We start from the raw sequence: 15,673 nt of genomic DNA, 5'->3' as shown, positions 1-15,673 counted from the left end.
ATCAAATTTATGTTATCAGAGACTAATAAGCTCCTTTTTCAATATAGTGAGCTGCAACTTTTTCAGTTAAAGCTACTACATTCGGATGGTTGGTATATTTCGTGAATCTTCTTAATCCTGAAAGCATCATTCTCTGCTCATCTCCTTCAGCGAAAGAAACAATTCCTTCTTTAGCCGCTGTGATGATTTTCTCAACCGCTTTATAAAGGTTCAATTGAGCCATAGCCGCTTCTACAGATTCAGGAGAGAAATGTTTCTCTGCTCTTAATACCGCAGATTCTGCCATATAGATCTGGTTAAGGATTTCAGAAGCATTCAACAATAAGTGCTGTTGTTTTTCAATATCCATCATGAATTTCTGAAGAGCCGCTCCGGAAACCATAAGGAATACTTTCTTAAGGTTAGCGATAATTGCTTTTTCTTCGCTCATGAATTCTGAATAATCAGGCACTTCGAATGAAGGAATACCCATCAGTTCTTTGCTGATCGCCATTGCAGGAGATAAAAGATCCAATTCTCCTTTCATTGCTCTCTTGATCAACATTCCAACAGCCAATAGTCTGTTGATTTCGTTTGTTCCTTCATAGATTCTTGAAATCCTTGAATCTCTCCATGCCGCTTCCATAGGAGTATCTTCAGAGAATCCCATACCACCGTACACCTGGATTCCTTCATCAGCAGTGTGTTGAGCAAGATCAGAAACGAATACTTTCAGGATTGAACATTCTACTGCGAATTCTTCAACACCTTTCAGCTCTGCAGCCTGATGATCCATACCACCAGCTACCAATTCGTCTACTTTATCCTGAATATTTTTTGCCGCTCTGTAAGAACCAGCCTCACTTACGAAAACTCCGGTTGCCATTTCAGCAAGCTTCTTTCTGATAGCTCCGAAAGTTGAAATAGAAACTCCAAACTGTTTTCTTTCGTTAGAATACTGGATAGAGTGGTTTAAGATTCTTCTCTGTGCATCTAAACATGCCGCCGCCAATTTGATACGGCCAACGTTCAATGCATTCAAAGCGATTTTGAAACCATTGTTTCTTTCTCCCAAAAGGTTCTCCACAGGAATCTTCATATCGTTGAAGAATACCTGACGGGTAGATGAAGCACGAATCCCTAATTTATGCTCTTCTTCACCGAAAGTTAAGCTTTCCGGGTTCTCAAGTTCAGATCTGTTGATCACGAAACCTGTAATGTTTTTATCATCATCAATTTTAGCAAATAAAGTGAACGTATCTGCAAATCCTGCATTAGAAATCCACATTTTCTGTCCGTTGACGATATAATGTTTTCCGTCTTCGGAAAGTTTTGCTTTTGTTTTCCCAGAGTTGGCATCAGAACCTGCGTCCGGCTCAGTAAGACAATAAGCTCCAAACTTAGTTCCCGTAGCTAAATCCGGAAGATATTTTTTCTTCTGCTCTTCAGTTCCGTAAAGAACGATTGGCAAAGTCCCGATTCCGGTATGTGCTCCATAAGCAGTTGCCAATGAACCCGTAGTTCCGGAAAGATAGTCGCAGGCAAGCATGGTCGTTACAAAGCCCATTCCAAGACCTCCGTACTCTTCAGGAACAGCAATTCCCAACATCCCCATTTCACCAAGCTTACGCATTGTTTCTTCAGTGAATGCATAATCTTTCTTCTCAAAACGCTCTCTTTGAGGAACCACCTCTCTGTCGATAAATTCTTTTGCAGAATCGCGAAGCATTTTTTGCTCCTCATTCAGTTCTTCAATGCTGAAAATTTCGTTTGCAGGAATTTGTTTGATTAGGAATTCCCCGCCCTTTACTATGTTGCCCATTTGTTATTATTTTAAATTTTTAGTTATTTAATTTTGAATTTTTGATTATGGATTTTGAATTATGCTTTCCGTTTTAATTTCTCTTGAAGTGTTTTGACAATTGATGTTAAAATATTTACAATACTTTGTATTTCTTCTTTATATTTTATTTCATCAAATTTTACCAATTGAGATTGTGATAACAAATCAATCCAATATTGTGTTTCTCTGGCTTCTTTACTTGCAATTGACATTTTGTGAAGAAAATCTTTCTCTGAAAATCCAGCTAAAGCTTCCTGAACATTTGCCCCAATAGAAGTCCCACTTCGTAATAATTGTTTTGAAAGGATGAATTCATTTTGAGATTTACAAATTTTATAAAGATCAATAATTGCTAAAGCAAAATTAAATGTCTTTTCCTTGATTAAATTTTCTTTTTGCATCAATCTAAAATTTAAAATCCATGATTCAAAATTTCTTAAAGTAGTTCAAAAATACTCGCAGCTCCCTGTCCTGTTCCCACACACATAGAAACCATTCCGTATTTGTTGCCTCTTCTTCTCATTTCGTCAAGAAGCTGAACGGTAAGTTTGGTTCCTGTACATCCAAGTGGGTGTCCAAGAGCAATTGCACCTCCGTTTACGTTTAATATGTCAGGATTTAAGCCTAGTTCTTTTTTGATTGCTACAGATTGAGAAGCAAATGCTTCGTTAAGTTCGATCAAATCGATGTCTTTCAATTCTAAGCCTGCCTGTTTTAATGCTTTAGGAATAGCATAGATAGGTCCCATACCCATGATTCTCGGTTCAAGACCAGCTGCTGCATAAGCTACTAATCTTGCTTCCGGCTCAAGACCCAGTTCTTTTACCATTTCTTCGCTCATGACCATGACAAAAGCAGCACCATCACTCATCTGAGAAGAGTTTCCGGCAGTTACGCTTCCTCCGTTGGCAAATACAGGTCTCAGTTTAGCTAAACCTGCTAAAGAAGTATCAGCTCTAGGACCTTCATCTACCGAGAAATCAAATTTCTTGGTCTGAATCTTCTGATTTTCATCAAGGAAGTTATATTCTACAGGAATGGGTACAATCTGATTCGCAAATTTACCTTCCTGATTCGCTTTTAAAGCCTTCATATGAGATTCAAAAGCAAACTGATCCTGCTCTTCTCTGGTAATGTTGTATTGTTTTGCTACTTCTTCAGCCGTATAACCCATTCCCCAATAGTAATCAGGGTTAGTCTTTGCTATATCAGTTTCAGGAACCGGCTTATAACCACCCATCGGGATATAAGACATCGACTCAGTACCACCGGCAATGATACAATCTGCCATACCAGCCTGAATTTTTGCAGAAGCAATCGCAATCGCCTCACTTCCTGATGCACAATATCTGTTTACGGTTACCCCCGGAACTTTATCTGTATTTAGACCCATTAAGGAGATCAAACGGGCTACGTTTAATCCTTGCTCTGCTTCAGGCATTGCATTTCCTACAATAAGGTCATCAATTCTGTTTTTATCTAATTGCGGAAGCTCAGCCATTAATTTTTCAATAACGGTAGCCGCCATTACGTCAGGACGTGTGAAGCGTAGGGTACCTTTTGGTGCTTTTCCTACTGCTGATCTGAATCCTTTTACGATGTATGCTGTTTTCATTTTTTTATAGTATTATGTACAATGTACAAAGTACAATGTACCCTGGTTGTTATTTAAAATTATTGATTAATTTGACAAGCATATTTTGAACATGTTTTAATTCAGTAAAAACCAGGTCATAGTTTTCATTTGAAATATATTCTAAATTTTTTGCAACAATGAGTTGTGTTTCAAATTCAAACGAAGAAGCAAGTGCAATAGAAAGAAACTGAACAAATTGTTTATCAGTACCTCTTCCTGCTCCCTCTGCAATATTTGATGGGATTGAAACCATACATCTCCTGGCTTGTGATGTTAAACCAAAGAGCTCATCTTTAGGATATAACTTTGAAAATTTATAAAAAAGCGTAGTTAAATTGATTGCCTTTTTCCAAACTTCCAATTCTCTGAAATTGTGCATGATCTGAATATTAAAAACATCATTTAAAATACTTTGTACATTATACTTTTTACATTGTACAAATTAATTTCTCAACGGTTTTCCATTTTGTAACATATACTGAATTCTCTCCAGAGTTTTTCTTTCACCACAAAGCTGAAGGAAGGTTTCTCTTTCAAGGTTCAATAGATATTGTTCAGTAACAACTGTTGGTTCAGATAAGTTTCCACCTACCATAACGTTGGCCAGTTTGTCAGCAATTTTCTTATCGTGTTCAGAAATGTATTTTCCTGTTAACATCTGGTCTGTACCTACGTAGAACATTCCTAATGCATCTTTACCAAGAACTTTTACTTTCTGCTCGATAGGTTGAGTATAGCCTTGCTCTGCCAATAGTTTTGCCACTTTTTTAGCTTCGGCAATCTGTCTGTTTTTGCTTACGGAAACAATATCTTTCCCTTTTTCAAGGATTCCCATATCATAAGCTTCATAAGCAGAAGTAGCTACTTTACCCATAGCAATATTCATGAAGGCATCACGAAGTCTGTTATTTTTTACGTCATCGTTATGGAATTCTCTGGAAGTTCTTAGAGTAAGTTCTTTAGTTCCGCCACCGCCAGGAATTACACCAACACCTGTTTCAACAAGTCCGATATAAGTCTCTGCTGCGGCAACCACTCTGTCTGCATGCATGGTCATTTCGCAGCCTCCTCCTAAAGTCATTCCGTGAGGAGCTACTACTACAGGAATAGAGGAGTAGCGTACTCTCATCATCGATTTTTGGAAATAAGCAATTGCCATATTTAAATCATCCCAATCCTGCTCGATAGCCATCATAAGGATCATCGCAAGGTTGGCACCTACAGAGAAGTTAGCCCCTTGATTTCCTACTACTAGACCGTCGTATTCTTTTTCTGCTAAATCAATAGCTCTGTTTAATCCATCAAGAACTTCACCTCCAAGAGAGTTCATTTTTGAGCGGATTTCAAAATTGATGATTCCGTCACCAAGATCTTCAATAGCGGCTCCTGAATTGCTCCAAAGCGTTTTGTTTTTTCTTATATTATCAAGGATAATGAAGGCATCCTGTCCAGGGATTTTGTTGTATTGTCCTGAGTTTTTATCAACATAGATGCTTTGTCCTTCATCATTTACTTTATAGAAGGTTTCTACATTTTTTACCCAGTCTGAAACTTCATATCCTGCATCTTTAGCCAGCTCAATACCTTTCTGAACCCCTACAGCATCCCATATTTCAAATGGACCGTTTTCCCATCCGAAACCAGCTCTCATGGCGTCATCAATTTTATATACTTCGTCAGAAATTTCAGGTACTTTGTGAGATACATAAGCGAATAGTGCCCCTAAAGATTTTCTGTATAGTTCACCTGCTTTATCTTTTCCTCCGATCAATACCTTGAATCTGTCAATAGGTTTATCAATAGACTTTGTTAATTCTAAGGTAGGGAATGATGATTTTCCTTGAAGTTCGTACTCCAGTGTATCAAGGTTCAATCCGTGAATTTCAGATTTTCCTTCTGCGTTTTTCACTTTTTTATAGAATCCTTGCTCCGTTTTTGAACCCAGCCATTTATTATCCATCATTTTCTGGATATAGCCAGGAAGGGCAAATACGTCATTGAAATCGTTAGCTTCGGCTCCACTCTGACGAACGCCGTTGGCTACCATAACCAAAGTATCAAGACCTACCACATCTGCTGTTCTGAATGTTGCAGATTTTGGACGTCCAATTACAGGACCGGTTAATTTATCAACATCAGAAACCGTTAAGCCCAGTTTCTGTACATTGTGAAGAAGATCCATCATAGAGAATACCCCGATTCTGTTGGCAATGAATGCCGGAGTATCTTTTGCCAGAACGGTAGTTTTTCCTAAGAATTTAGCACCATAGTTCATGTAGAAGTCTATGATCTCAGGAGCTGTATCGTTGGTAGGGATAATCTCAAGAAGAGGAAGGTATCTTACCGGATTGAAGAAGTGAGTACCTGCAAAGTATTTTTTGAAATCTTCGCTTCTTCCTTCTGTCAATAGATGAATAGGAATACCTGATGTATTAGAAGAAATTAATGTTCCCGGTTTTCTGAACTGCTCTATCTTTTCGTATACTGACTTTTTAATATCAAGTCTTTCTACCACCACTTCAATGATCCAGTCCGTATTTTTTATTTTTGGTAAGTCGTCGTCAAAATTTCCAACTTTGATTCTGTCTGCAAATTTTGGAGAATAAAGAAGTGCAGGACTTGCTTTTTTAAGTTTTTCAAAGTTTTCGGTAGCAATTCTGTTTCTTACTGCCTTATCATCTTTGGTCAAACCTTTTTTCTGTTCAGCCTCAGTCAGTTCAAAAGGAACAATGTCTAAAAGTGACACTTCAACGCCGATGTTGGCGAAGTGAGCTGCGATACCGCTACCCATAATTCCTGAACCAAGAACCGTTACATGTTTGATTCTTCTTTTCATATGTAAATTTTTATTATTTAATAAGATCCTATGTCACCTAGCGGTTTCATTATCATTTATTTTCTGTTATTTAATAATTCGTTTGCGATTTTCATGATCTCCGTCATTACTTCTTTAAAGGTTTCCATTTTTTCAGGAGCAATTTTCTCCATCACCTTTTTATTGAAGTTGACGACAACCTCTTTGGACATATTTCTTGAGTTCAGCCCTTTATCTGTAAGTTTGATGATCACCTCTCTTTTATCTGTAGTGGTCTTTTCTTTATAGATATATCCGTTGTCTTCTAAGAGTTTGATAATTCTCGTTAAAGAAGTGGGTTCTATAGCCATCTTAGGACCCAGATTGGTACTTCTGGTGCCTTCCTTGGGGTCAATTTTAAGAAGAGTGAGGGCCTGTACTGCTGTAGAATCATGTTCCTGAGCCAGTTCTGTGTACATTTTCGAAACAGCCAACCAGGTCTGTTTTAAAATTAAGTCTACGTTTTCTATTTTTTCCTTGTTATTATCCATCAATTTTTGCGCTAATGGTTTTACCCAAATTTAGTAAATATTATGCATGCATAGTATTTATTAACGTTAAATTTTGTTAATAAGCTGGAAATAAGTAGATTAAATTATATGACTAGCATAATACTATGCATGCATAGTATGTGAAATAATCAAAGAAAAGTGCGGATTAATAAATGTTTACGATGAAATTGATGATTTCTTCAAAAGATCCGCATTTGTGCTTTGCGGAATCCTTAGTGATTACCCAAAAATCGTTTTGAAATTCAAAATTAAGGGAAGAAAGGTCTTTTTGGAAGTTTTTTTGAAGCAAAGAATACAGCATTTCCTTGTGAAACTGCGGAGCGGAGATATGAGGCGGAATAAAATACTCGTTGATTTGAAATAGGGAAGCATTGGTCAGTTCATCATGCTGAATCAAAATATCCTCAACAATACCTGAATACAGCTGTTGATCCTTTACATACCATATTTTATCTGCAAATTCTTTGGCAAGCCTCCAGTCATGAGAAGAAAACAGGATTATTTTATGCTGCTCTTTTGCCAGTTTTCTAAGGGTTTTAAGGATAATAATCTTATTCTTTTCATCAAGATGAGTAGTAGGTTCATCAAGAATAATAATAGGTGAGTTCTGCGTTATAGCCCGGCCGATAAATGCTTTTTGAAGATTTCCGTCAGAAAGATTTTTAAGCAGGGTATGTCTGTATTGATTCAGATCCAGTTCATTAATAATATGGATCACCTCATCGCGGTCTTCCTTTTTTAGTTCAAAATAAAACGGGTAGTAGATGTATTTCCCCAAAGAGATAAGATCTTCCACCGTGTAATGTTGCGGAATCACAGATTTTGAAAAGACGATTGCAATATTTTCTGCAATCTCCTTTACAGAAAGCTTCTTTACATTTTTACCCTTAATAGAAATCTCTCCCCCCAGTAAAGGAAGCTGATGCAATATAGATTTGATCAGGGTTGTCTTTCCTACACCATTATTTCCAATCAATAAGCATACATCACCAAGCTTCAAACCTGTATTAACATTTGAAATTAATGTTTTATTATATCCTATATTGGCTTGTTTGATCTGTAAATGCATGTTTAAGATGGGCTAAACGTAATGAGTGCAAAATGTTTTACAAAAATACTATTTTAAGGTACAAAGAATCCGACTTTATCCAATTTTTATCTGAATTTTTGGTTTATAAATTATTTACAATCCTTGTTACCCCATTTTTAAATATATCAGACTGAAAGTTGAGCAATAAACCTAGTTTACAATTGGACATTTTTAGATAAGTCAAAAGCTGAGCTTTGTGAATGGGACTTATGTAATCGACTGTTTTGATTTCCAGGATTACTTTGTTTTCAATCATCATATCAAGTTTAAATGCATTTTCGATTCTTAGATCTTTATAAATAATTGGAAGTAGTTTTTGTTTTTCAACCAGAAACCCGGATTTTTTCAACTTATAAAATAAGCATTCTTCATATACGTGCTCAAACAATTCTGACCCGAGCTTTTTATGGATCTTTAATCCTGCTTCAAAAACGATTTTTGATAATTCATTTTCTGTCATTTGTGGTATTTTTTATAAATATATGAATTGTTGGATGATTGTAATTTTTTTATGTGCTGTAAAGATTTTTATAATTGGAAGGATAATTGTAGAATTAAAATCTGTTAAGAACAAATTGTTGGGTTTCGCAAAGGCGCAAGGTCTATCATATTTCGCAAATTTTAAGGCGCAAGAAAATCAAAGATTTTCGGCAAGTGGAGCGCGTGTTTTATGATTTTAGAAATACTGTATTTTATATTTTATCGGAGATAAAATCTTTGCGCCTTAGAACATGGTTTAGTTAAAAACCTTGCGTCTTTGCGTTTATCCAACAAGAAACGACTATATTTTATTTTACATCAAAATATTTTTATGCTCGTCAGAATTTTTAATAGAAAACTTATACAATATTTGGTTTATAACAGATCAATTGTTGGAAGACGCAAAGGCGCAAGGTCTATGGTATCACGCATATTTTAAGGCGCAAGAAAATCAAACATTTTCAGCAAATGGAGGATGCATTTTATGATTTTAGAAATTGGGTGTTTTATATTTTATCAGAGACAAAATCTTTGCGCCTTATAACATGATGTAGGTAAAAAAATTGCGCCTTTGCGTTTTTCCAATAAGATAAAAAGCTTATATAAGATTTGTCCAACAAAGAGAACAACACTATATCTTATTCTGCTTCAAAAGCATCATCAGAATTACAGGAATCCCAAATACCGAACTTATCACATTCAAAGGGATCTGTGTCTTTTCTGCGATTACAGAGAAAAACAGCATGATCAGCATTCCCAGAAACATATTGAGAATCCATTGCTGCCATAATTGGGATGGATTATAGATCATTCTGCAGAAATGAGGAACCACAATTCCGATAAACAGAATAGGACCCAGAAAGGCTGTAATGGAAGCAGAAAGCAGAGTAGAAGTTATGATGATCAGAAACTTCAGATATTTCAGATTTACGCCTAAACTTTGTGCATATGAAGTCCCTAAGGAATTTCCTATGAGGGGTTTAATCGTTTTAAAACAAAAGAATAATCCCGTTAATACCAAAGCCGACAAAACATAGATCTGATTTCTGGTCACCATATTATTGGCTCCGAAAGACCATAGGATATAGTTTTTCAGACTTTGATTCTCCGCATAAAACTGAAGCAAAGAAACAATTGCTCCGGCAAAAGCGGAAACCAGGAACCCAAAAATAATAAGATAAGACTTATCCTGGAATTTACTGGACATTGATAATAATACCAGCATCAGTATAAAACTTCCTCCAATAGCAGCTAAGCTCAGAAAACTGTTTTGCAGAAATTCCGGCAGTATGATATTATGTGAGAAGAAAATATAAAAGGCTACAGATAAACTGGCTACAGAAGTAATCCCCAGAATATCAGGTCCAGCCAATGGATTTTGAAAATATTCCTGCATCAGAAAGCCGGATGTAGGAATGGAAATTCCTGCCAGCAGCATGACCAGGACACGATTGACCCGGATTTCGGCGATCTGACTTTGAGAAGAATCCTGAAAGAAATCCTGGAAGCTTAAGCTAAGAAATCCTGTATTTAGATTAATGAGCGCACCTATTATGATTGCGATCAGCAATAGTAAACACAGGATTTTAAATCTTTTTGACATGATTCATAAAGACTGCATACAGTCTGTTTTTATTTTAAGAATGAATCAATTTTTGAGTTCAATACTTCTTCCGTCATCATTCCCGAATATTCTTCCGTTTTATCTCCTTTTCTCATAAATGTAAAAGGAATCGATTCTCCGGCCCATGTTTTGAAGCTGCTCGAAAAGAAATTCTGGTCCAGTTTTTTTCCATCCAGCAAGATGACATTCCCTGCAAGGTTGTTTTCTGTGACAAAATCTTTAACGTGAGTATTCCAGTCTTCTTTTTCATCCAGATTGATAAACGTAAATTTTACTGGTTTATCCTTTAGCTCCTGCATTTTGTTTTTAAAACTTGGAATCTCTCTCATGCAGGGACCACACCATGTTGCAAAAAAATTCGTAACATATAATGTATCATTGTTTTTAGCCAGGAATTTACCAACCTCTTCTGGAGACTGTTCAACAGGAGCTACATTTTGTACCGTTGAGGGAGTTTCTTTTTTACAACTGTAAAGTGCCGTTAGAAGTAACGTGGATAAAATTATCTTTTTCATAAATTATTTTTTATCTATTTTTGAATTGAAGTTATGGAACAACAAATCTACAAAGGGAAACTGATACAGTTTCATCGGTTAAAAATAGCGAAAAAGGAAGAGCTGACCAAAAATACTTTTTCTCTGGAGTTCGATATTCCAGAGCATTTAAAAGAAAATTTCAGGTTTGAAGCAGGGCAGTATGTAAGTGTAAAATTCCAGTCACATGGTGAGGAAGTTATTAATGATTACTCAATGACTTCGGCACCTTATGAACGAAGAATCTGTTTAGGGATAAAAGTAAATTCCCCTGAAGGAGCTACTTCGCAGTTATTTCAGAACTATAATGTGGGAGATGAACTGTTGGTAAGTGAGCCTGCAGGAAGATTTACATTAGTCTCCAAACCCAGTGAATTCAGAACCATTGTTGCTTTTGCAGCCGGTATTGGAATTACCCCGATTTTAAGCCATTTTAAAAACATCCTTCATAACGAGCACAGAACAAGATTATTTTTATTTTTCGGAAATAAAAGTTCAGAAGATCTGATCTATCGTGATCAGCTGGATAACCTTGCCAGAACCTGCGGAGACAGGCTTCAGATCTTTTACTTCTTCTCACAGGAAAAGACTGCAGATCAGTTTTTCTATGGCAGGTTGGATGAAAAGAAACTTCACCTTATCATCAACCAGATTCTGCATTTGGATGATACAGACGAAGAATCCACGATCTGGGATGCCGTAGACGAAGTATTGATCTGTGGAAAAGGGGAGATGATTAAAACATTGGCCAATGCCTGCTATCACCATGGAATTCCGAAAAAGAACATTCATTTTGAACTTTTTGAAGAATTCAATAATGATATTTACCCCGTGGAAAAAGAATTTCCTCTTATTGAAAATATAGAGGTAGAATTTACCATGTTGGGGAAAAAATATACAACTCAGCTTCCTGACAACAGGGATAAGATCCTGCAGCAGCTTTTGTTACAGAAATTCCCTGTTCCGTACTCCTGTAAATCCGGAATTTGCGGAAGTTGTGAATGTGCTTTGGAAGAAGGAGAGGTGGAACTATTGGAAAATGAGTATCTTACCGAGAAAGAGGAAGGACAGGGGCATATATTGGCTTGCATGTCGATAGTGAAAAGTCAAAAAATAAAGCTTAACTTTGATCTTAGTTGAGATTGATCAGGAACATATTTAAGCTAGGTTTTATATCACTGGAATTGGGAATTCTAATGATATGCTTCTGCAATGTCTGGGTTTTCGGGCTCACCAATGGACGTACCTATACCAAAATCTCCAAAATACCACCCCGGGAAATCGCTTTGGTTCTCGGCACTTCTCCCAAGATGAGATCAGGGCTTTCCAATCCTTATTTTACCAAAAGAATGGATGCAGCCGCTCTGTTGTACCATCACGGAAAGATCAAAAAAATTATTGTTAGCGGAGAAAAAAGCCGTGGCTATAATGAACCGAAAGCAATGAAAAACTATCTGATTTATCAGGAAGGAGTTCCAGAAGATATTATCTTAGAAGATCCGAAAGGCTTTAATACCTATAAAAGCATCCTTCGCTGTAAAGATGTCTACAAAAAGAAAAATGTCATCATCGTATCGCAGGGCTACCATAACCTTCGGGCTTTGTTTTTTGCGAGAAATAATGATATGAATGCTTTAGGATTTGATGCTCAGGATGTGACAAAACCTGAAAGTTTTTACAGAAATCAGGCGAGGGAAATCCTCGCCCGTGTGATTGCTGTCGTGTATTTTATCTTAGGCGTTTCTCCTGATTAGAAAGGATAACCGAATGCAATATTAAGAGTAGGTTTGAAAGGCTGGAAGTTCTTAAATCTCCATCGGTCACCTTCCGGTTTATTAGGATCATAGATCTTATAGGCGAAGTCGAATCTTGCTGTTACATAGGCGATATTGATTCTTATACCAAATCCGCTGCCGATACCCACCTGTTTTAAGAATCTGTTGAATTTGAATTCATCTCCATATCCATCATTATAGTTATGAAGACTCCAGGTATTCCCAATATCGGTAAATAAAGCCCCTTCATACATTTTGTTGAACGGAATTCTGTATTCTATATTCGTTGTCAGCTTTACATTGTCGGTCATATAAGTACGAACCCTTTCATCTACCTGAGAATCTGCAGGTCCTAATCCGCCAAATGCTACCCATGCTCTTATATCATTCGAACCTCCGTTGAAATAAGACTTGATAATCGGCATATCTTCAGAATTTCCATAAGGAATCCCAACTCCGATAAACTGACGCAGTACCAGGGTCTGATTTCCATTGAATTTGAAATATTTTCTGGTATCAATGTCAAACTTGACAAATTGGGCATAAGGTAATCCAAAAATAGTTCTTTGTGGTCCTGTAACAACACCGCCACTATTATCCTTCTTGTTGAACAGGCTTAAAATATTACCTGCCAATTCTACTTTTCCGTTAAAATAGAACGCATTCGGATATTCTTTTTTACCGATCTCACTATAAACAAAATTATAGATCATAGACGAGATAAGTACATCTTGCGTTTGTCTGTCTTTGTTGACCAAGGTTCCTCTGAATGCGGTTAAAAGATCAGTTCCCTGTTGATCGAGTCCTGCACGATAATCTGCATCATTAAGAATTCTGGTGGCAAGATTGTCAGAGGAAATGAGTCCTGCTTTATATTCGTCTTTAAGGCCGGAATGCTGGTCAAAATAACCCTCGAATACCTGATCTCTTACCACACCGTCATTCACGAAATAATCATAATACGCATCCTTATTTTTAGTCAGACTGACCTGGGTGTTAAATAAGGTAAGCTTATGATATACCTGATCATTAACATTCGCCTGGTAGTTCAGTCCCGTGTTGAAGATCACTCTTCCCAAACCAATATTGTTCTGTATAGATGCCCCAAGCAAGATCGATGAAGTAGGGGTATAGCGTTTAGGTAGGAACCTATAATAATTAAAAGGAAGTAGCAGTCTTGGGAAATTTAAAGAGGCCTGTGCCGACATCTCATATGCTGCAACCCTTTTATCGATATCTTTTGTACTTCTGATGGATCCAAACGTTCCTGAAAGACTCGTAGACAGGTTTTCTGCCCCTCTGAAAACATTACGGGTCGTAAGGTCTATAGAAGGAGAGATCCCGAGATTTAATACCTGGGAATAATTGACATCAGTTCCTACTTTAAGCTCGTATTTCGGAAGAGGTTTCAGTACATACAGAATATCTACAATACTGTCGTTTGGAGCCTTCATTCCCCCTTGTCTTAAGGAGTCTCTCGCTTTCACAATGCTGAAGTTATTCATCGCCAAAAGATTTCTTTTGGTGACATCAAGCTTGCTTTGATCAAATACTTTTTTGCTGTCCGGGATGATGGCTCTCCAGATCGATGAAAGCTTATACTTATCATTCATCGTATGGAATCTTATTCTCCTTAAACTGTCTTTCTTCGTATTTTTAGGATAATCACTGGCCCGATCTACAATGGCAACATCAATATTTCCAAAAGTTGAAATTTTATAAGGACTGTCCAAAGAATCCTTGTGAATTTCCAGGGTGAGCGGAACCTGTTTTCTACTTTTAAGAGAATCGGCTACAAAATAAACCTCATCATTAAGGTTATTGAATTTATAGAAACCGAACTCTCTCATCAGATCTGTAATTCTTGCCACTTCTTTTTCAAGGACGGTCTGATCGAGAACCTGACCAGATCTTACAAGACTTCTGTTGAGATTGTAGGTATAGTATCCTTTGATCCCCTGATCCGGGATATTGTAAAAATAGTCCTTAATGTGAGTAGGTTCGTTATGCTTGATGAAATAATTAACTGCAGCTTTCTTAGAAGAGGAATCAAGCTTTTGTTTATAGGTTACATCAGCATCCCAGTATCCTCTGTAAGTCAGTCTCTTTTTAATAGACTCTGCACTTTTTTCACTTTTGGTCTGATCCAGAATAACCGGAGGAGTTCCCCAGTTGTGAAGGAGGCGGTCAAAAAGAAGCCCTTTTCCTACATTATCCTGCATATTATATCTAATGAATAATGAGTCCCTCAGTTTCTGATTTCTCATCTCACGGGGATAGGTCATATATTCATTAAGGATCGTGTCGTATTTCGGATTGGCCATATTGTACAGAAGAAGACTCAATGGCATAAAGAGGAATTGCTTTTTATTAGGCTTCTGCTGAATGTAATCTTTCAGCTCCTCATCGAAGAATTCTTTCTTATCCCCGAACTCAAAACTGTTCTTGGTAAGCAGATATTCGCCTTCCGGAACCTTTTTTGTCGTACTACAAGCATAAAGGAGACCAACAAATGTTGCAAATGAGATAATTTTATAATATTTTTGAGGAGAATTCTTATAATGCTTACAGCTCATACAATAAAAGTTTTACAATCTTTAGATAAAAAGAAGTTCAGACAAAAATACAATTTGTTTTTGGTTGAAGGTAATAAAATCATTTGTGAACTTTTCAATTCTAACTTTAAAGTTAAAGAAATATTATCAACCGATCCGCAAAAATTGGACCGTACTGACATCCCCGTGACCCATATCTCTGAGAATGAGTTAAAAAAAATCAGTTTTCTTAAAACCCCAAAAGATTCTGTTGCCGTATGTTATCTGGCAGAAGAGGAAAAGTGGGCAGACAAGAATGTGCAGCTTGTTTTGGATGGAATTCAGGATCCTGGAAATTTGGGTACAATCATCCGTCTGGCAGACTGGTTCGGGATAGAACAGATCATCTGCAGTGAAGATACGGTAGATTTCTACAACCCGAAAGTCATCCAGGCTACAATGGGTTCTTTTACAAGAGTGAATATCGTATATACCAATCTTGTGGAATACCTTTCTAAAACCGAAAATGTAAATATCGGAACAGATATGGAAGGAGAGAATATCTATACTTTTGAGAAACCGGAAAAGATCAACCTGATTTTAGGAAACGAAGGAAACGGAATGAGACCTGAAACGGAGAAACTTTTACAAAAAAGTATAAGTATCCCGAGGTTTGGAAAATCCCAGTCTACAGAAAGCCTCAATGTGTCTATGGCTGCCGGGATTATTTTAGGACAGTTGTTTTCAAAATAGAAACTAGAAACTAGAAGTTAGTGTAAATCAAGTTGTCTGAATATTTTCTAACTTCTAGTT

14 protein-coding genes are annotated in these 15,673 nt (G+C 36.9%); 3 read left to right on the top strand and 11 right to left on the bottom strand.

The features are described from left to right. Positions 1-22 precede the first annotated feature (22 nt). The 10 genes from AC106K_RS07340 to AC106K_RS07295 all read right to left on the bottom strand — a co-directional run bounded on the left by AC106K_RS07340 (position 23) and on the right by AC106K_RS07295 (position 10,533). Positions 23-1,801, bottom strand: a complete 1,779-nt coding sequence (locus AC106K_RS07340; protein ID WP_482444129.1) for an acyl-CoA dehydrogenase family protein — start codon at positions 1,799-1,801, stop codon at positions 23-25. A 59-nt stretch (positions 1,802-1,860) separates the two neighbouring features. Beyond that, positions 1,861-2,223, bottom strand: a complete 363-nt coding sequence (locus AC106K_RS07335) for a four helix bundle protein (protein WP_482444128.1) — start codon at positions 2,221-2,223, stop codon at positions 1,861-1,863. Positions 2,224-2,258: 35 nt separating this feature from the next. After that, entirely contained in the window at positions 2,259-3,437 is a 1,179-nt protein-coding gene (locus AC106K_RS07330) for an acetyl-CoA C-acyltransferase (RefSeq protein WP_482444126.1), read from the bottom strand. Between the two features lie 49 nt (positions 3,438-3,486). Next, complete coding sequence (locus AC106K_RS07325; RefSeq protein ID WP_482444125.1) at positions 3,487-3,837, bottom strand: four helix bundle protein; 351 nt, start codon at positions 3,835-3,837, stop codon at positions 3,487-3,489. A gap of 63 nt (positions 3,838-3,900) precedes the next feature. Beyond that, on the bottom strand, positions 3,901-6,294 hold the full coding sequence (locus AC106K_RS07320) for a 3-hydroxyacyl-CoA dehydrogenase/enoyl-CoA hydratase family protein (protein ID WP_482444123.1): 2,394 nt from the start codon (positions 6,292-6,294) through the stop codon (positions 3,901-3,903). Between the two features lie 56 nt (positions 6,295-6,350). Continuing rightward, entirely contained in the window at positions 6,351-6,803 is a 453-nt protein-coding gene (locus tag AC106K_RS07315) for a MarR family winged helix-turn-helix transcriptional regulator (protein ID WP_482444122.1), read from the bottom strand. Positions 6,804-6,969: 166 nt separating this feature from the next. Then, on the bottom strand, positions 6,970-7,893 hold the full coding sequence (locus tag AC106K_RS07310) for an ABC transporter ATP-binding protein (protein ID WP_482444121.1): 924 nt from the start codon (positions 7,891-7,893) through the stop codon (positions 6,970-6,972). Between the two features lie 103 nt (positions 7,894-7,996). Next, a complete protein-coding gene (locus tag AC106K_RS07305) occupies positions 7,997-8,374 on the bottom strand; it encodes a GxxExxY protein (RefSeq protein ID WP_482444119.1) in 378 nt (125 codons plus the stop codon). A 651-nt stretch (positions 8,375-9,025) separates the two neighbouring features. After that, the gene (locus tag AC106K_RS07300) at positions 9,026-9,997 is read right to left on the bottom strand and encodes a FecCD family ABC transporter permease (protein WP_482444118.1); all 972 of its coding nucleotides are present in this window, start codon (positions 9,995-9,997) and stop codon (positions 9,026-9,028) included. Positions 9,998-10,026: 29 nt separating this feature from the next. Beyond that, positions 10,027-10,533, bottom strand: coding sequence for a TlpA family protein disulfide reductase (locus AC106K_RS07295; RefSeq protein ID WP_482444116.1), 507 nt, complete (start codon positions 10,531-10,533; stop codon positions 10,027-10,029). A 33-nt stretch (positions 10,534-10,566) separates the two neighbouring features. On the opposite strand from AC106K_RS07295, the gene AC106K_RS07290 reads away from it, so the two are divergent. Beyond that, positions 10,567-11,691, top strand: coding sequence for a ferredoxin--NADP reductase (locus AC106K_RS07290; protein WP_482444114.1), 1,125 nt, complete (start codon positions 10,567-10,569; stop codon positions 11,689-11,691). Next, entirely contained in the window at positions 11,688-12,305 is a 618-nt protein-coding gene (locus tag AC106K_RS07285) for a SanA/YdcF family protein (protein WP_482444112.1), read from the top strand. Before AC106K_RS07290 ends, AC106K_RS07285 begins: the two co-directional genes overlap by 4 nt. On the opposite strand, the gene tamL is transcribed toward AC106K_RS07285, so the two are convergent. Next, entirely contained in the window at positions 12,302-14,902 is a 2,601-nt protein-coding gene (tamL, locus tag AC106K_RS07280) for a translocation and assembly module lipoprotein TamL (protein WP_482444111.1), read from the bottom strand. The two genes, AC106K_RS07285 and tamL, sit on opposite strands and share 4 nt — an antisense overlap. Between tamL and AC106K_RS07275 the strand changes: the two genes are divergently transcribed. Next, on the top strand, positions 14,888-15,613 hold the full coding sequence (locus tag AC106K_RS07275) for a TrmH family RNA methyltransferase (RefSeq protein ID WP_482444109.1): 726 nt from the start codon (positions 14,888-14,890) through the stop codon (positions 15,611-15,613). The two genes, tamL and AC106K_RS07275, sit on opposite strands and share 15 nt — an antisense overlap. Positions 15,614-15,673: the final 60 nt, after the last annotated feature.

The sequence above is a fragment of the Chryseobacterium sp. FR048 genome (assembly GCF_056844665.1).
Note: the sequence above shows the minus strand (reverse complement) of the source record. Positions and strands in the feature narration are given on the sequence as shown.